The following is a 17,767-nucleotide window of genomic DNA, read 5'->3' on the forward strand; positions in this document are numbered from 1 at the left end:
GCGCCCTGGGCTTCGACGGAGGTGCGCGGCGCCGGCCCGAGCGTCCGGAGCGTGGGGGCCGCCCATGTGGGAAGTGGAGTGTCGGCCGAGGCCGGAGGCGGGAACGACGTGCCGGGACGGCCACGGACCGGACTGCTCCTGCAGGGGCCGTGCGCCGTAGACTCCGCCACGTGAGCACCACCATCACCCCCGTCGACGCCCCGGGCCCCGCCGACGCCTCCGGGCCGGGCCGTTTCGCCCCACGGCGTTTCGTGCGCCCCGGCGCCGCCGTCCTGTCCGGGCTCCTGCTCTTCCTGAGCTTCCCGCCCCGGCCGCTGTGGTGGCTCGCGCTGCCCGCCTTCGGACTGCTCGGCTGGACCCTCCGCGGCCGCCGGCTCCGGGCCGGCTTCGGGCTCGGCTACCTCGCCGGCCTCGGATTCCTGCTGCCGCTGCTGATCTGGACGGGCGAGGAGGTCGGTCCGGGCCCCTGGGTCGCCCTCACCGCGGCCGAGGCGCTCTTCGTCGCCGCTTCCTGTCTCGGCATCGCGGCCGTCTCGCGGCTGCCCGGCTGGCCGGTGTTCGCCGCCGCGGTGTGGATCCTCGGCGAGGCGGCCCGCGCACGGGCCCCCTTCGGCGGCTTCCCCTGGGGGAAGATCGCCTTCGGCCAGGCCGACGGCGTCTTCCTGCCGCTCGCGGCCGTGGGCGGCACCCCGGTGCTCGGCTTCGCCGTCGCCCTGTGCGGCTTCGGCCTGTACGAGGTGGTCCGCCGGATCCGCGCGTACCGCAGGACCGGCACCGTCCCGCGCGGCCCGCTGGCCGCCGCGGCGCTCACCGTCCTGGTCCCGGTCACCGGCGCCCTCGCCGCCCTGCCGCTCGTCGACGACGCGGCCGAGGACGGCACCGCGACCGTCGCGGCGGTGCAGGGCAACGTCCCCCGGCTGGGACTCGACTTCAACTCCCAGCGCCGTGCGGTGCTCGACAACCACGCCAACCGCACCAAGGAACTCGCCGCGGACGTGAAGGCGGGCCGCAAGCCGCGGCCCGACTTCGTCCTGTGGCCGGAGAACTCCTCCGACATCGACCCCTACGCGAACCCGGACGCGCAGGAGGTCATCGACGAGGCCGTGCGCGCCATCGGTGTGCCGACCGTGATCGGCGCCGTGGTCGCCCCGCCGACCGGCAAGCTCCGCAACACCCTGATCGAGTGGGACCCCGACAAGGGCCCCGTCGCCACCTACGACAAGCGGCACGTGCAGCCCTTCGGCGAGTACATCCCGATGCGCTCCGTCGTCCGGCTCTTCAACAGCAACGTCGACCGGGTCAGCCGTGACTTCGGTCCCGGCAGCGAGGTCGGCGTCTTCGACCTCGCCGGCACCAAGGTCGGCCTCGCCACCTGCTACGAGGCCGCCTTCGACTGGGCCGTGCGGGACACCGTCACCCACGGCGCGCAGCTGATCTCCGTACCGAGCAACAACGCCACCTTCGGCCGCAGCGAGATGACCTACCAGCAGCTCGCCATGTCGCGGGTGCGGGCCGTCGAGCACAGTCGCTCCGTGGTCGTCCCGGTCACCAGCGGCGTCAGCGCGATCATCCGCCCCGACGGCGAGATCGTGCGGGAGTCGCGGATGTTCACACCGGACGTGCTGGTCGACGAGGTGCCGCTGCGTTCCTCGCTCACTCCGGCGACGCGCATGGGCACGCTGCCCGAGGCACTTCTGGTGGCGGTCGCCGTCGCCGGGCTCGGCTGGTCGGCGCTGCGCGCCGTCCGGGCCCGCCGGACCGCCTGAGCCGGCGCCTTCGCCGCGGGTGCGGTGGGGAGGCCGCCTCCTCGCCGTACCGGGTCCCGGGAGAGGGGCCGGGAGCGTCCCGCCGGACGCCCCGAGGTGCGGCGCCGGCCCCTGACCTGCGGGCAGGACTCCTCGCGGAAAGGATCTAGGGTCGCGGTATGGGTACTCCTGATTTCATCCGCGACCTGCGGGCCAGCGCCGGACACCAGCTCCTCTTCCTGCCCGGCGTCAGCGCCGTCGTCTTCGACGACCGCGGACGGGTCCTGCTCGGCCGACGGGCCGACACCGGCATGTGGGCGATCGTCGGCGGCATCGTCGAGCCGGGGGAGCAGCCCGCCGCCTGCGCCGTCCGCGAGGTGTACGAGGAGACCGCCGTGCGGTGCGAGGTCGAACGGGTCGTCCTCGTGCAGACCCTGAGGAAGCCGGTCGTCTACCCGAACGGCGACCGGTGCCAGTTCATGGACGTCTCCTTCCGCTGCCGGGCCGTCGGCGGCGAGGCCAAGGTCAACGACGAGGAGTCGACGGAGGTCGGCTGGTTCGACGTGGACGCCCTACCCGAGATGAAGCGCTTCTCCCACTTCCGGATCGAGCAGGCGCTCGCCGACGAACCCACATGGTTCGACACCATGCAACAAGGCTGAAGTGTGGGTTCGACACACATCGGTGCGGGGTGGGCCCCTTCATAGGGTGCGGAGCATGAGCGCCCCCACCACATCAGGTCCCGTCCCCGCTCCGTCACCGGCCCCCTCGTCGACCGTGGCGTCCGCGTCCGCGCCGGCGGGGGGCCGCCGGCCCGGGCCGACCCCCGCGCCCGGATCCGTCGCCCTCGACCTCGCCGGGCGCGTCGCTCTCGTCACCGGCGCGGCCGGCGGGATCGGCCGTGCCTGTGCCCTGCGGCTCGCCGCTGCCGGGGCCCGGGTCAGAGCCGTCGACCGGGCCGCCGAGGGCCTGGAGACCCTCGCCGACGAGGCCGCCGGGCTCGACGGCGCGATCGAGCCGCAGCTCCTCGACCTCACCGATCTCGACGCCGCCGAGGACGCGGCCCGGGGCGCCGACATCCTGGTGAACAACGCGGGCCTCCAGCTGGTCCGTCCCATCGAGGAGTTCCCGCCGGACGTCTTCCACACCGTCCTCACCGTGATGCTGGAGGCCCCCTTCCGGCTGATCCGGGGCGCGCTGCCGCACATGTACGCGCAGGGCTGGGGCCGTGTCGTCAACCTCTCCTCCGTACACGGCCTGCGGGCCTCCGCCTACAAGTCCGCCTATGTGGCCGCCAAACACGGTCTCGAAGGGCTCTCCAAGACCGCCGCGCTCGAAGGGGCCTCCCACGGGGTGACCTCCAACTGCGTCAACCCCGGCTACGTCCGCACCCCCCTGGTCGAGCGGCAGATCGCCGACCAGGCCGCCGCCCACGGCATCCCGCCGGAGCGGGTCCTCACGGACGTCCTCCTCAAGGACTCGGCGCTCAAGCGCCTCGTCGAGCCGGAGGAGGTCGCCGAGGCGGTGCTCTACCTCTGCACCCCGCACGCCTCCTTCATCACGGGCACCTCCCTCACGCTCGACGGGGGCTGGACGGCGCACTGAGCGGCCGCGCGTACGCCCGGCGGGACCCCGCGGCTCGCGGGACACTCCCCGGGGCCGTCCTGCCGACCGGACCGGGCCCGCCCGGCAAGACACCCCCTGCGGCGGCCCTCCACCCGCCCGGGCCGTCGAAGGGGGTACCCGGCCCCGGCGCCGGGTCGTCCACAGGGCTGGTGCGATCACCCGTACGGCAGGTATCCCTGTGTCCATGTCCCAAGAACAGGTCTCCTACCTGGAGCTTCTCGCCCGCGGAGCCGCGACGGAGGCGTACGACCGGCCCGTGCTGCTCGCCCGTGCGAGCGGCGCGGGCCCCGAAGCGCTGGCCGCGCTCGAACAGGCCAAGCAGCTGGCCCTGCGCGTGCGGGCCGAACTGGAGGGCCGGCGGCGCCGCGAGGCGGAGCTGTCCGCCCTCTTCGAGACCGCCCACGACCTCGCGGGGCTCCGCGACCTGGACGCCGTGCTCCGTGCCATCGTGCAGCGCGCCCGCTCCCTCCTCGGCACCGAGGTCGCCTACCTCAGCCTCAACGACCCCGCCGCGGGGGACACCTACATGCGCGTGACCGAGGGTTCGGTCTCCGCGCGGTTCCAGCAGCTCCGGCTCGGCATGGGAGAGGGCCTGGGCGGGCTCGTGGCACAGACCGCCCGCCCGTACGTCACCGACGACTACTTCGACGACCCCCGCTTCCAGCACACCCGCACGATCGACACCGCCGTCGGTGACGAGGGGCTCGTCGCCATCCTCGGTGTGCCGCTCACCCTGGGCAGCCAGGTCATCGGCGTGCTCTTCGCCGCCGACCGGCGGGCCCGGGTCTTCGAGCGGGAACAGGTCGCCCTGCTCGGATCGTTCGCCGCGCACGCCGCCGTCGCCATCGACACCGCCAACCTGCTCGCCGAGACCCGCTCGGCCCTGGCCGAACTCGAACGGGCCAACGACATCATCCGCGAGCACAGCGGTGTCATCGAGCGGGCGTCCGAGGTCCACGACCGCCTCACCGAGCTGGTGCTGCGCGGCGGCGGGGTGCACGACGTGGCCGGCGCCGTCTCCGAGGTGCTCGGGGGGACGGTCGAGTTCGCCGAGGAGTGGACGGGCTCCGCCCGGCTCGCCGACGGTCACGCGCTGCGCGACGGCGACCGCTGGGTGGCCGCCGTCTCGGCCGGCGGCGAGACCTTCGGCGCGCTCGTCCTGAGCGGTCAGCCCGATCTCGACCCCGTCGACCAGCGCACCCTGGAGCGGGCCGCCCTGGTCACCTCGCTGCTGCTGCTGGCCCGGCGCTCGGCCGGCGAAGCCGAACAGCGGGTGCGGGGCGAACTGCTCGACGACCTCCTCGACGCCCCCGACCGCGACCGGCGTCTGCTGCGCGAGCGCGCCGCCCGCCTGCGGACCGACGTCGACGCGCCCCACGTCGTCCTCGCCGCCCGCATCGACCGGGCCGGAGAGGAGGCCGGCGCCGACACCGGCGTCCGGGAGAGCGCGGACCGCCAGCGGCTCTGGTCGGCGGCCTCGCACCTCGCGGCCACCCGGCACGGCCTCGCCTCCGCCCGGGACGGCGGGACCGTCCTGCTGCTGCCGCTCGGCCCGGGGGACACCGCCGCCGAGCTGGCCCGGCAGACCGCGCGGCACCTCGGCGGCGCGCTGCGCGAACCGGTGACGGTCGGTGCCTCGTCGCCCGTCGCGGCGCCCGCCGCGAGCCCGGGCCAGGTCTCCACGGCCTACGAGGAGGCCCGCCGCTGCCTGGACGCGCTGCTGCTGCTCCGGCGGGCGGGCGAGGGCGCGGCGGCCGAGGACCTCGGCTTCCTCGGGCTGCTGCTCGCCGACACCCGGGACATCGAGGGCTTCGTCGAGCGCACGATCGGCCAGGTCGTCGCCTACGACCGGCGCCGCGGCACCGACCTCGTACGCACGATGGACGCCTACTTCGCCAGCGGCATGAGCCCGGCGCGCACGAAGGACGACCTGCACGTGCACGTGAACACGGTCGCCCAGCGGATCGAGCGGATCGGCCGGCTCCTCGGGCCGGACTGGCAGTCCCCGGCCCGGGCCCTGGAGATCCAGCTCGCGCTCCGGCTGCACGCCATGTCGGCGGCCGTCGCCCGCTGAACACGACGAAGGCGCCGGGTCCTGTGCGGACCCGGCGCCTCGGTGTGTACGGATCAGGCGTCGGCGCGGACCTGATCCCGGGCCGCGGGAGCGTCCTCGGACACCTCCGACAGGTCCCGGTTGCGGGTCTCCCGCGCGCAGGCGATGGCGACGACCGTGAGGAGCGCGGCGGCGATCACGTACAGCGTGATCGGCGTCGAGCTGCCGTAGTCGGCGAGCAGCGCGGTCGCGATCAGCGGGGCCGGCGCGCCGGCGGCGACCGAGGAGAACTGGGCACCGATGGAGGCACCGGAGTAGCGCATCCGGGTCGCGAACATCTCGGAGAAGAACGCTGCCTGCGGCGCGTACATCGCCCCGTGCAGGACCAGACCGACCGTCACCGCGAGCAGCAGGGCGCCGAAGCTCCCCGAGTCGATGAGCGCGAAGAACGGGTACATCCAGGCACCGACGCCGATCGCGCCGATCAGGTAGACCGGCCGGCGGCCGACGCGGTCGGACAGCGCGCCCCAGGCGGGGATGACGGCGAAGTGCACGGCGGAGGCGATGAGGACGGCGTTGAGCGCGGTCTGCTTGCTCAGGCCGACCGACGTCGTCGCGTAGACGAGGATGAACGCGGTGATCACGTAGTAGCTGATGTTCTCCGCCATGCGGGCGCCCATCGCGACGAGGACGTCACGCCAGTGGTGCCGCAGCACGGCGACCAGCGGCATCTTCTCGACGTGGTCGGCCGCGGCCTTGCGCTCCTCGGCGGCGGCGAGGGCCGCCTTGAAGACGGGCGACTCGTCCACGGACAGCCGGATCCACAGGCCCACGATCACCAGGACGCCAGAGAGCAGGAACGGCACGCGCCAGCCCCACGAGAGGAACGCGGAGTCGGAGAGCAGCGCGGTCAGCGCGGACAGCACACCGGTCGCCAGGAGCTGCCCGGCCGGCGCGCCGGTCTGCGGCCAGGACGCCCAGAACCCGCGTCGCCGCGCGTCGCCGTGCTCCGAGACGAGGAGGACCGCCCCGCCCCACTCACCGCCCAGCGCGAAGCCCTGCACCAGCCGCAGCGCGGTGAGCAGCAGGGGCGCGGCGGATCCGACGGTGGCGTGGGTCGGCAGCAGACCGATGGCGAAGGTCGCCCCGCCCATCAGCAGCAGGCTGAGCACCAGCAGCTTCTTGCGGCCGAGCCGGTCCCCGTAGTGTCCGAACACCAGCGCGCCCAGCGGCCGGGCGGCGAAGCCCACGGCATACGTCAGGAAGGACAGCAGCGTGCCGACCAGCGGGTCGGAGTCGGGGAAGAACAGCTTGTTGAACACCAGGGCCGCGGCCGACCCGTACAGGAAGAAGTCGTACCACTCGATGGTCGTGCCGATGAGGCTCGCGGCGACGATGCGCTTGAGCGATCCGGGTGGCGTCGGGGAGGTTGTTGCGGCGGCCATGTGCACCACTTCCAGGCGGGTACGGGGACTTTCGGTGTCGCCACACCGTAGGAAGTGGCAGGTCAGCGGCGTATGTGGTGGGACACCATAGTTCAGGGCCGTCGAATGCGGCCGGCAGCCATGGCTGGTCCGGACAGGCAGCGGAAGCGGCCGTCCGGGTCGCCCTGGTAGCGCACGTTCGAGAGGTGGCGTGCCCGACGGCCGCCGGTACGCCGTCGCCGGGCCGGGCAACCCCTGGGGGTCGCGGCCGTCGAGTGCGGCCGGCGGCCGTCCCCGGGGAGGAGGTCGGAGTGCGGCCGGACCGTTCTCCGCTGCGTCTCACGGCCCGTGCGGGCGCTGCCGGACCTCCGTGTCCGGCGCTTGGGGGTTCTGGCCGCGGAAGCGGCCGAGTGTCTTCGTGAGGGTCTTCCACGGTGAGGCGTCGTCCTCGGCCGTCGCCGGTGAAGCCGTCCGGGGGGCGCCGTCGCCGCGGTTCGCCTCGGCGAGGGCGTCGAGCGCGGACTCGGCGGCCTCCCGGTACAGGTCGCAGGACGCCGTCATGGCTTCGAGTGCCTTGGCGTACTTGGTGACCATGGCCCGGGCGTGGACCAGTTCCTCGTCGGGGGTGAGCAGGTGCCAGCCTTGGCGCAGCCGTGTCAGGACCTGCTCGGCGTCGGCCGGCAGCAGCTGGGGCAGCGAGGCGAACTCCTCGATCTTGTCCAGGAGTGTGGTGGGTTCTGTGCCGTCCAGGAAGACGTTGCGTACCGTGAAGCGCTCCGCGTCGTAGTCGGAGGCCTGCCGTGCCGAGGGCAGGATGACGGCGCCGCCGCGCGGCATCCCCACTCCCAGCTCACGCTTCATCACGAAGTCGGCGATCAGCGCCTGCTCCGGCGTGGCCCGGTGTTCGACGACCCGGTGCCGCAGGCTCGGTGGCAGGAACGCCGTGATCGGCCGGCGTCCCAGGGCGTCCGGCGTCATCGCCTCGTGCACCACGACATGGACGCACCAGCTCTGCCGGCTGCAGGCCCGCAGCAGGCGGCGCAACTCGTCGTCGTCCTTCGGCAGGTGGTTCGCCGACCGCAGGCGCACGTCCGGCACCGTCTCGTGGTCCCAGGCGACCTGGTCGCTGTCGGGCCAGAACACGGTGGCCGGTGAGGGCCAGCCGGCTTCCCACGCCCGCTCGGCCTCGGCGGCGAGGACCCAGGTGACACCCTCGCCCTTCGTCCGCCGAGACTCGGGCTCGTACGTGGTCAGCTGCGCGCGCACCGTGACGCCGTCGGCCACGCGCCAGCGGGCTTCGAAGACGCGGCGGGCGGACGGGCCGGGGTCGGCGGACTCGTCCCGGGGGTACAGATCGGTGGAACGCGCCGCCTCGACGGGGTCGAGGTCGAGGAAGTCGTCGATCACCCGGGCCGCCTTGAGCGCGAGCAGGTTGCGCCGGACGTCCCGCTCGGGCTCGGGCCCGAGGTGACGCCCACGCCCGAGCCAGGCGGTGTCGGGGACGGTGGTCGATGAAACGCTGTTCTTGGCCATGGAACCGTTCGGTCGGCGATCAGGGCCCGACCAGTATGGTTCCGCGGTCCGGGCGAGGGGAGCACTACCCCGTCCGCGCCGCTGTGGATCACATGTCCGGTGGACGGTCGAGCCGATCGATCCGCGGCAGCGCGGGACGCGGTCGGGTCGGCGTGACGCCCCGGCGCTTCCCGGAAGGCGACCGGAGACAGGTGGTGAGCCCGTGGTCGCGCGTCGCCCCGGAGTCCTGTCGACGCCTCGGTCGCGGCCGCCGCAGCAGGTGGCCGCCGTCGACGACGAACGCCGGGCCGGTGGTGAAGCCGGCGTCGTCCGAGCGGAGGAACAGGCGCGCGTGACGTCGACGGGCTCGCCGAGGCGGGCATTCCCGCGCACGGTGCCGGTGCCGGGAGCCCCCCCGGCACCCACATACCGAAAACATGGGGGGTCACTCCCCATGTGGTGCGGGCGCCCCCCGTACCAGGATCGGACCCGGCACGGAGCGCACGGACGGGCGACGGGGGAGGGGCGATGGCGGCGGATGTCGGACAGGAACGGGCCGGGACCTCGCTGTCGGCGGTCGACCGGTGGTGGGAGGCCGGGCTGGTCTCCGGCGACGGGGGTGCCGGACGACCGGACTGGGCCGCGCTCGCCGAGGAGGCGGCGGCCTCCGCGCCCGAGGAGGCCGTGGCGCCCACGGGGGACCATCCGGGGCTGAGCGGCTTCGAGTGGGTGCTGCGGCCCTTCACCGACCGCGCGGGGGAGCGGCTGGAGCGGGGCGTCCCGGAACGGGCGCGCGGTCTCGTGGACCTGGCCGCCGTGCGGGGCGACCTGGAACGCCGGCTCAGTGGCACACTGGCGCGCGCGGCGGCGCGGACGCTGGTCCTGGAGCTCTACGAGGCGCGGACCGCCGGACAGCTCGACGGCGACGACCCGCGGGCCCGGTTCCGCGACTTCCTGGGGCGCGTCGCGTCCCGGCGCGGCCTGACGGCCCTGCTGGCCGGGCGGCCGGTGCTCGCCCGGATCCTCGGGCGGGCCGCCCTCGACGCCGCGGACGCGACGGCCGAGGCACTCGAGCGGCTGGCGGACGACCACCACCGGCTCACCGCCGGCCTCCTGCGGAACTCCGGCGGGGACCCGGGGCCGCTCGTGGGCGTCGACACCGGCGCGGGCGACGGCCACCGGAACGGGCGGAGCGTGATGCTGCTGCGCTTCGCCGACGGCACCCGGCTGGTGTACAAGCCGCGCCCCCTCGCCGTCCACCGCCACTTCAACGAGCTTGTCGCCTGGTTCAACCGGCTGCCCGGCTCCGTCGACCTGCGCACCCTCGGGCTGCTCGACCGGGGCGCCTACGGATGGGTGGAGTTCGTCGAAGGAGGGCCCTGCGCCTCCGCCGAGCAGATCGAGACGTTCTACCGCCGTCAGGGCGCGCTCCTCGCGCTGCTGCACCTGCTGGACGGCACCGACCTGCACCACGAGAACCTGATCGCCGCCGGCGCCCACCCCGTGCTGGTCGATGTCGAGACGCTGTTCCACCCGCCCCTGCCGGGCGCCGCCACGGAGGACCCCGCGGCCCGTGCCCTGCACGCCTCGGTGTACCGCGTCGGCCTGCTGCCCCAGCTCCTCGTCGGCGACCACAGCGCCCTGGACGTGTCCGCCGTCGGCGGCGGTCACGAGGCGGCCTCGCCGGTGGCCCGGGCGGACTGGGCCGACGCCGGCACGGACCGGATGCGCCTGGTGCGCCGGGCCGGGCGGTTCGGCGAGTCGGCGAACCGGCCCCGGCTCGCGGGCGGCGCGCCCGTCGAGCCCGGAGCCCACATCGAGGCCCTGTGCGCCGGGTTCCGCGCCGGGTACACGGCGATCGGCGCGGCCAGGGACGAACTGCTCCACGAGACGGGCCCGCTACGGGCGTTCGACACGGACGAGGTGCGAGTGGTGATGCGCCCCACCTGGCTGTACGGCGTACTCCTCGACGAGACGACCCACCCCGACCTGCTGAAGGACGCGGACGCGCGGCAGCGCGTCCTGGAGACCCTGCGGACCGACGGCTTCGGCACCGCCCTCGCGCCCGGCCTGGTCGACGAGGAGATCGCCCAGCTCTGGGCGGGAGACGTGCCGCTCTTCACCGCGCGCCCGGCCCGCGACCACCTGTGGGGAGACCCGGGCAGGCCGCCGGCCGGCCGAACGGAGCTGCCCGGCACCGCCCGCGTCGCCGCGAAGCTCGGCGCGATGGACACGGTCGACCGGCAGGACCAGGAGTGGATCGTGCGGGCCGCGATGGCGACGTCCTCCCGCACGCCCGCGCACCGGCCCGCCGGCGGCCGGCGCGGCCGTACGGCGGACCGCGCCCCGGAGCCGGAACGGCTGCTGTCGGCGGCCCGTTCCGTCGGGGACCGGCTGGTCTCCCTCGCGTACCGCGAAGGGCCGCGCACCAACTGGATCGGGCTGGAACTCCTGGACGACCGCTACTGGCGGATCGGGCCGATGCCGGCCGACCTCGCCGGCGGCTACACCGGACCGGCGCTGTTCCTGGCCCAGCTGGCGGCGCTCACCGGCGCCGGACACTACGCCGAGACGGCCCGTGCGGCCCTGACGCCGGTGCCCCGGCTGCTCGACGCGCTCGGCGACCGGCCCGCGGATCTCCACGCGGTGGGCTCGGGGGCCTTCTCCGGTCTCGGCGGCATCGCCTACGCGCTCGCCGAGACGGCGCGGCTGCTGGGCGATCCGGAGGTCGGTTCCTGGGCCTCCGCGCTGCTGCGGCTGGCCGGTGAAGCGGCCCGGTCCGAGCGGGAGTTCGGGGTGGGCACCGGTGTGGCGGGCGGGCTGGTCGCCCTGCTGGCCGCGCAGGGGGACGGTTCCGGAACCGGGGGCGACGACGAGATCCGGCGTGCCGCCCGGGCCTGCGCGGACCGGTTGTGCGAGGTCGATCCCACGGCCGGCGGCCACGGCTTCACGACCGGAGCCGCCGGGATCGGATGGGCGCTGCTGCGCTTCGCCGAGGACCGGGCGGGGATCCCCGGCGGAGCCGGCCGTGCGACCGCGGAGCGCTCCGCGGTCGCGGGCCTGGCCGCGCTCCGGGCGGCCGTCGACGGGGACGCGTACGCCCGCGGGGGATGTCCCGAAGGCCCCGGGACCGGCCGTGGCACGGGCGGGGACGCCGCAGACCGCTCCGTCCCGGTGCCGGCCGACGGCTCCGGAGCCCGGGCCTCGGCCTGGTGCCGCGGTCGGGCCGGGATCGCGCTCGCGGTGCTCGACTCCCCGGCCGCCCTGGACGACCCGTACCTCGCGGCCTGGTCGCGCGGGACGGCGGAGGAACTGGGCCGCGGCCGGCCCGCTCCCGACGACAGCCTCTGCCACGGCGAGGCCGGGCTGTGCGAACTCCTGGGCCACGGCGCGCTCGAGGACGCCCGGCCGCACCGGATCCGCCGAGCCGGAGCGCTCCTCGCCTCCGTCGAGGAGACCGGCGCCGTCAGCGGCACGCCCGAAGGCGTCCCCCACCCCGGCCTGCTCACCGGCCTGGCGGGGATCGGGCACGGGCTCCTGCGCGCCGGGTTCCCGGATCGGGTGCCGTCCGCCCTCCTCCTGCGGACGTCCGGGCCGGGGCCCGCACCGGAGGCCGGTCTGCGCCGAACGGCACCCGGGAAAACGGCACATGACGGCCCGTCACCCGGGCGCGCGGCACCCGACGGCCGACGACCGCGCCCCACCCCCTGACGGTCGTCGCTCCGGCCACCGCACCTCCGGCCACCGCACCTCCGACCACCGCTCCTGACCGCCGGTCCGTGACCGGCGGCGACCGCCGCCACCCGAACCCCGCCACCCCACCCCGGACGGCCGACTCCCGACGACCACCCGTACGAGCCCTCGTCCCCGGGGCCGCCGAGCGACCCCACCCCGACCGCACGACCGGACACACCGCACGACCGGAAAACCGCACCACCGCACCACCGCACCACCGCACGGCACGACCACCACTCCTGCGGATGCGAAGGACGAACGAACCATGCAGATCGATGACTCGGTGAGATACGTCGACGGCGGACACCTCCACGCGGTCCAGGACCACCCGGTGGGCGAGGTGACGCTCGGCGTGAGCGGGGCGCTGGGGCTGCGCAGCAGGCTGCTCGGAACGGCGGACTCGGACTCCGCCGCCTCTCTGGACATGCCCTACACCACCGGCACCGTTCCGCTGTCCTGAGGGGAGGACGGACCAGGACGGACACGTCGCCGCGCGACGTGACGCGGATGACGCCTTGACAGCACGAGCGGAGGCCGGGGGGTTCCCCGGCCCTCTGCCGTGGGTGAAAAGGATCAAGTAACCTGCGCCCATGCGAGCGACGTCGTCGGTCATCGTGGGGCGGGACGCCGAGACAGGGCTGCTGGACGAGGCCCTGGAGGGCGTCGGAAGGAAGGCCGGACGGGCGGTGTTCCTCGTCGGCGAGGCGGGGATCGGCAAGTCCCGGCTGGCCGGCGAGTGCGCCCTGCGCGCGTACGACCGGGATTTGCCGGTGCTGCGTGGCCGTGCCACGTCCACCGGGCTGGTCGTGCCCTTCCGGCCGCTGGTCGAGGCGCTGTCCTCGCGGTTCCGGGCCGTCGGCGCCCCGGACCATCCGGAACTCGCCCCCTACCGGCCCGCGTTGGCCGGCCTCGTGCCGGAATGGCGGGCCGGCACCGTGGCTCCCGGCTACGCGATCTCCCTGGTCGAGCTCGCCGAGGCGCTGCTCCGGCTGCTGGCCGTGCTCGGCCGCGAGCGGGGCTGCGTGATTCTGCTGGAGGACCTGCACGACTCCGACACCGAGACGATCGCCGTCGTCGAGTACCTCGTCGACAACCTGGCGGATCTGCCGGTCCTGCTGGTCGGGACGCTCCGGCCCGACGCCGGTCCGGCCCTCGACCTCGCGCTCGCCGCGGAGCTCCGCAACACCGCCGCGGTGCGGGAGTTGGGGCCGCTGGACGAGGATTCCGTACGGGAGATGGTGGACGCGTGTCTGGACGCCGCACCGGACGAGGTGCCCTCCGCCGCGCATCGGCACCTCGCGCAGCGGGCGGGCGGCAACCCGTACCTGGTGGAGGTGCTGCTGGCCGACCTGCTGGACACGGGGCGGCTGAGCAGGGACGGCGACGGGTGGCGGCTCGCCGACCACGGTGAGGCGACCGTGCCGACGGGCGCGGTCCGCAGCTGGGCCCGTCGGCTGGACCGGCTCGACGAACCGGTGCGCGAACTCCTCCTCCTCGCGGCGACGCTCGGCGGCCGGTTCTCCGTCGGGGCGCTGAGGGCGGTGACCGGCCTCGACGACCGGGCGCTCTTCGCCCACCTCAGGTCCGCGTCCGAGGCCGGGATCATCGCCCCGGACGGTGCGGCCCACGACCACTACACCTTCCGCCACGTCCTGACGGCGGACGCGCTCCGGGCCTCCTTACCCCCCGCCGAGCAGGCCGCGCTGGCCCGCCGTGCGGCCACCGCCATCGAGGAGTCCTCCGGGGAACTCACAGGAGAGCAAAGGCAGTTGGTGGCCACCCTGCGACTGGCCGCGGGTGACCGGGAGACGGCGGCACGGCAGTTCGCCCAGGTGGGGCGGCAGATGCTGGACGCCGGCGCGTCGGGCTCGGCCGCCGTACTGCTGGAGCGGGCCCGGGGGCTCGCGTCCGAGGAGGAACGGGACGAGGTCACGGTGCACCTGGCGATCGCCCAGGCCGAGTCCGGACGGCTCGACGCGGCGGCCGCGCTTCTCGACGACCTGCCCCCGGCGCCCGCCGGCTCGCGGGCGGCGGAGGAACGGGCCCAGGCGCACACGCAGGTCGCGTGGGTCGCGACCATGGCGGAGCGGCAGGAGGAGGCACGCCGCCGGATCCGGGCCGCCCGCACCCTCTTCGGGGGCGCGCCGCGTCCGGAGCAGGAGGCGGCGCTCGTGGTCGTCGAGGGGCACCTCGCGCTGCTCCCGGAGCAGGACGGCCGCGCCGACGGGCGGGAGCGGCTCAAGGAGGCGGAACGTTCCGCCAGAAGTGCGGCGCTGACCGCCGAGCAACGCGGCCGGCCCATGGTGGCCTGCCAGGCGTGGCAGCTGCTGGCCCTGCTGTCCCGGGAGCGTGGCTTCGACGAGGCCGACGCCTGCCTGGCGCGGATGCTGTCGGTCGCCGAGAAACACCGCCTCGCGACGAGCCGGGCCGAGGCCCTGGTGCGGCTCGGCACCAACGCGTTCATGCGGACCGGGGAGGCGACCCCGCTGGAGACCGCCCGCGCGGCGGCCCACGAACTCGGCTCGCTCGCCCTGCTGCAGACCGTCGACGGCCTGCTCGCCATGCAGAGCGTGCTGGGTGCCCGCTGGGACCGCGCCCGGGAGATCGTCGAACGGTCCGTGGAAGCCAGCGCGCGGCTGCAGAACGTGTCGGCGCACCGCTATCTGCTGCTCGTGGACGCCACTCTCGCCGCCCACCAGGGGCGGGCCCGCGAGCAGGAACGGGCCCTGGCCCGGTTCCGCCGGGCGGGCGGCGAGGAGTCGATGCTCGTGCCCCTGCAGCGCGGACTGTGCCAGGCCGTGGGCGCGCTGATGGGCGAGGACCGGCAGCGGGCGAGGGACGAACTGGACGCCGCGCTCGCCTGGGAGCGCGCGCACCCGAGCTTCTTCTACCTCAGCGGCCGGTACGGGCTCCGCCCCCTGCTGCGGCTCCTCGACGGCGACGACGAGGGCGGCCGCGCGGCCTACCGGGAGGCCCTGGCGTCGCCCGGCGGGCAGCTCGCCTGGAACCGTATGTTCCTCGGCCTGGCGGACGCGGTGTCGCGAGGCCGGGACGGCGACCCGGACGGCGCGCGGCGGGCCGTGGCGGAGGCCGGCCGGGCGGCGCCCGTGTTCCCGCAGGTCTGGCACCTCGCCCTGCGCCTGACCGCCGAGGCGGCGCTCGCCGACGCCTGGGGCGAGCCGGTCGCCTGGCTGCGGACCGCCGAGGAGTACTTCCACGAGGCGGGGGTCCCCGCGGTGGCCGGAGCCTGCCGGGCCCTGCTGAGACAGGCCGGGGTCAGCGTCCCGCAGCGCCGCGGCGGCCGGGAGCGGATCCCCGCGGAGCTGCGCGCCGCGGGCGTCACGCCTCGCGAGTACGAGGTGTACGTCCTGCTCGTGGACCGGCCCGGCAACCAGCAGATCGCGCGGCGCCTGTGCATCTCGCCCCGGACGGTGGAGAAGCACATGGCGAGCCTCATGGCCAAGACCGGCTGCGTGGACCGCTCGGCCCTGTGCGCGTCGTCGGCGGAGCGCGCGGAGGGCCGGGAGTAGTCCCCGGCCTGCCGCGGGCGGGGCGCCGGCCCCCGGATCCGTGTCGCGCCTCCCGGACGCCCCGGACGACCGGGCGGGACGGCCGGGTATGGGGGACGGCTCCCGGTTTGCTGGGGGGTGCTCCGGTTCGTATGGGGGTACGCACCCCCAGGACGCCGTACCGGGGGACGCGAGTGTGCGGGTCCCGCACCGATGTGCGGCGGCCCCGGGCGGCGGATCATCGACGGGACCGACCCCATGCCGTCGCCCCACGGAGGTTCGCTCGATGCCGCGTCCGTCCGCGCCGCCCACAGCGTCACCCGGCACGCTCCGGTTCTCCGTCCTCGGCCCGCTCACGGTGCACCGGGACGACCTGGCGCTGCCCCTCGGCCCGTTGAAGCAGCGCGTCGTGCTGGCGACGCTGCTCGGCTCCGCCAACAGCCCCGTTTCGGTGGACGCGTTGACCGACGCGGTCTGGCCCGAAGGGCCCCCGCGGACCGCCCGCAAGAACCTCCAGGTGTACGTCAGCTCCCTGCGCGCGCTGTTCGCCGAGGACGACCGGGACCGGCCGAGGCTCGTCCACACGGGAGCCGGGTACGTGCTGCGCGTGGCCGAGGACGAGCTGGACCTCCAGCGGTTCCGTGCGCTGGTGCGGGCCGCCGAGGGGCAGCCGCACCGCCCGGCCGCCCGGTTGCTGCGCCAGGCCCTCGATCTGTGGCAGGGACCGCCGTTCGGCGATGACCTGCGGCAGTCGCCCCGGCTCGCGGAGGAGGCCGAGCGGCTGGAACTGCGCCACCTGACGGCCTACGAGACCTGGGCGGAGGCGGAGTTGGCCCTGGGGGGCGTGTCGGCGGTGGTCGAGGGACTGCGTGACCTGGTCGAGCGGCACCCGCTGCGGGAGCGGCTCCGGTCCACCTGGATGTGCGCGCTCAGCGGCTCGGGCCGGCAGGCGGAGGCACTCGCCGCGTACGACGAGTACCGGCAACTCCTCGCCCGGGAACTGGGACTGGAGCCCGGCGGCGCCATGGCCGCCCGCTACCGGGCGATCCTCGCGGGCGACCGGCCGGCCGGGGCGGACCGGCCCGCGGGACCGCCCGCCGCGCCGGACGGAGCCGCCCGAAGAGCGACCTCGGCCACCGCCCTCCCGCCCGACCCGGCCGAGGTCACCGGGCACGGTCCGGAACTGCGCGACCTCCTGCACCTGCTCGACGGCGACGGCGACGGCGACGGCGGGGGCGGCGTGGTGCTGCTGTCCGGCCCGGCCGGATCCGGGAAGACCACGCTGGCGGTACGGGCGGCCCACCGCCTGGGCGACCGCTTCCCCGACGGGCGGCTCTGCGTCTCACTGCGCGACGCGGACGGGCGCGCCCGACCGCTGTCCGCCGTGCTCGCGGAGCTCGGCGAACGGACCGGCCGGACCGGGCCGTCGAGCCCCGAGGAGTGGCGGGAGTGGCTGGCGGAACACCGCGTGCTGGTGATCCTGGACGACGTGCCCGAGGAACGCGCGGTGCGGCCGCTGCTCCCGAGCGGCGGATCGGGCCGGGTGCTGCTCACCGCGCGCGGCCGGCTCGGCGGTCTGGCGCCGGTGCACCGGGTCGAGGTCCCGCCGCTCGGCACCGCCGAGGCCCTGCAGCTCCTCGCCGGACTCGTCGGCCCGAACAGGGTGCGGGCCGACCGGGACGCCGCGCTGCGCATCGTGCGTGCCTGCGGCGGGTCACCGCTGGCGGTCCGGGTGAGCGGCATGCGCCTCGCGGTGCTCCGCCACCTGCCGCTGCGGGAGTTCGCGGACCGGCTCACCGACCCCGCCGGGGTACTCGACGAGCTCACCTCCGGGGACGTGTCCGTACGGCACCGGCTGGCCCGCGGCTGGGAGGCCCTGCCGCCGGAATGCGGCCGCGACGCCGGACGGCTGGCCGTCGGCACCGGGGACGGGCCGTTCGGCCTGACCGAGGCGGCCGAGGCCCTGGGATGCGACGAGCGCCATGCCGTACGGGTGGTGGAGTCGCTCATCGACGCCGGGATGGTGACCTCGCCCGGCGGCGAGGTCACCGCGCACGCGGCGCAGTACGAACTCCCGCACCTGGTCAGGCTGTACGCCCGCGGCATCCACCAGGGGGACCCGGTGCCGGCCTAGGGGGTGTCGTCCAGGGCCCGGCCCGTACG

The 17,767-nt window shown here is 75.3% G+C and carries 10 protein-coding genes; 8 read left to right on the forward strand and 2 right to left on the reverse strand.

Features of this window, described 5'->3' with window-relative positions; all coding sequences use genetic code 11:
* Positions 1–170: 170 nt before the first annotated feature.
* From lnt to ACE1OA_RS30795, 4 genes are all read left to right on the forward strand, one after another.
* Positions 171–1,766: an apolipoprotein N-acyltransferase gene (lnt, locus tag ACE1OA_RS30780; protein WP_432753704.1), complete on the forward strand. Its 1,596-nt coding sequence runs from the start codon at positions 171–173 to the stop codon at positions 1,764–1,766.
* A 158-nt stretch (positions 1,767–1,924) separates the two neighbouring features.
* Positions 1,925–2,407, forward strand: a complete 483-nt coding sequence (locus ACE1OA_RS30785; RefSeq protein ID WP_147975692.1) for an NUDIX hydrolase — start codon at positions 1,925–1,927, stop codon at positions 2,405–2,407.
* 55 nt (positions 2,408–2,462) lie between these two features.
* The gene (locus ACE1OA_RS30790) at positions 2,463–3,350 is read left to right on the forward strand and encodes a 3-hydroxybutyrate dehydrogenase (RefSeq protein WP_356602147.1); all 888 of its coding nucleotides are present in this window, start codon (positions 2,463–2,465) and stop codon (positions 3,348–3,350) included.
* Positions 3,351–3,555: 205 nt separating this feature from the next.
* The gene (locus tag ACE1OA_RS30795) at positions 3,556–5,445 is read left to right on the forward strand and encodes a helix-turn-helix domain-containing protein (protein WP_356602145.1); all 1,890 of its coding nucleotides are present in this window, start codon (positions 3,556–3,558) and stop codon (positions 5,443–5,445) included.
* Positions 5,446–5,498: 53 nt separating this feature from the next.
* On the opposite strand, the gene ACE1OA_RS30800 is transcribed toward ACE1OA_RS30795, so the two are convergent.
* Entirely contained in the window at positions 5,499–6,869 is a 1,371-nt protein-coding gene (locus ACE1OA_RS30800) for an MFS transporter (RefSeq protein ID WP_356602143.1), read from the reverse strand.
* 318 nt (positions 6,870–7,187) lie between these two features.
* Complete coding sequence (locus ACE1OA_RS30805) at positions 7,188–8,381, reverse strand: hypothetical protein (protein WP_356779272.1); 1,194 nt, start codon at positions 8,379–8,381, stop codon at positions 7,188–7,190.
* Between the two features lie 507 nt (positions 8,382–8,888).
* On the opposite strand from ACE1OA_RS30805, the gene ACE1OA_RS30810 reads away from it, so the two are divergent.
* From ACE1OA_RS30810 to ACE1OA_RS30825, 4 genes are all read left to right on the forward strand, one after another.
* On the forward strand, positions 8,889–12,071 hold the full coding sequence (locus ACE1OA_RS30810; protein ID WP_432753705.1) for a type 2 lanthipeptide synthetase LanM family protein: 3,183 nt from the start codon (positions 8,889–8,891) through the stop codon (positions 12,069–12,071).
* A gap of 289 nt (positions 12,072–12,360) precedes the next feature.
* The gene (locus ACE1OA_RS30815) at positions 12,361–12,555 is read left to right on the forward strand and encodes a hypothetical protein (protein WP_147981511.1); all 195 of its coding nucleotides are present in this window, start codon (positions 12,361–12,363) and stop codon (positions 12,553–12,555) included.
* Between the two features lie 130 nt (positions 12,556–12,685).
* Positions 12,686–15,625, forward strand: coding sequence for a helix-turn-helix transcriptional regulator (locus ACE1OA_RS30820; protein ID WP_432753706.1), 2,940 nt, complete (start codon positions 12,686–12,688; stop codon positions 15,623–15,625).
* 265 nt (positions 15,626–15,890) lie between these two features.
* Positions 15,891–17,738: a BTAD domain-containing putative transcriptional regulator gene (locus ACE1OA_RS30825; RefSeq protein ID WP_432753707.1), complete on the forward strand. Its 1,848-nt coding sequence runs from the start codon at positions 15,891–15,893 to the stop codon at positions 17,736–17,738.
* Positions 17,739–17,767: the final 29 nt, after the last annotated feature.

The organism is Streptomyces sp. JL2001 (genome assembly GCF_050917515.1).
Lineage (GTDB): Bacteria > Actinomycetota > Actinomycetes > Streptomycetales > Streptomycetaceae > Streptomyces.

What these genes read in the sequence shown, in the direction of transcription:
- ACE1OA_RS30785 (WP_147975692.1), top strand. Translation starts at nt 1,925, where the DNA reads ATGGGTACTCCTGATTTCATCCGCGACCTGCGGGCCAGCGCCGGACAC.
- ACE1OA_RS30790 (WP_356602147.1), top strand. Translation starts at nt 2,463, where the DNA reads ATGAGCGCCCCCACCACATCAGGTCCCGTCCCCGCTCCGTCACCGGCC.
- ACE1OA_RS30795 (WP_356602145.1), top strand. Translation starts at nt 3,556, where the DNA reads ATGTCCCAAGAACAGGTCTCCTACCTGGAGCTTCTCGCCCGCGGAGCC.
- ACE1OA_RS30800 (WP_356602143.1), bottom strand. Translation starts at nt 6,869, where the DNA reads ATGGCCGCCGCAACAACCTCCCCGACGCCACCCGGATCGCTCAAGCGC.
- ACE1OA_RS30805 (WP_356779272.1), bottom strand. Translation starts at nt 8,381, where the DNA reads ATGGCCAAGAACAGCGTTTCATCGACCACCGTCCCCGACACCGCCTGG.
- ACE1OA_RS30810 (WP_432753705.1), top strand. Translation starts at nt 8,889, where the DNA reads ATGGCGGCGGATGTCGGACAGGAACGGGCCGGGACCTCGCTGTCGGCG.
- ACE1OA_RS30815 (WP_147981511.1), top strand. Translation starts at nt 12,361, where the DNA reads ATGCAGATCGATGACTCGGTGAGATACGTCGACGGCGGACACCTCCAC.
- ACE1OA_RS30820 (WP_432753706.1), top strand. Translation starts at nt 12,686, where the DNA reads ATGCGAGCGACGTCGTCGGTCATCGTGGGGCGGGACGCCGAGACAGGG.
- ACE1OA_RS30825 (WP_432753707.1), top strand. Translation starts at nt 15,891, where the DNA reads ATGCCGCGTCCGTCCGCGCCGCCCACAGCGTCACCCGGCACGCTCCGG.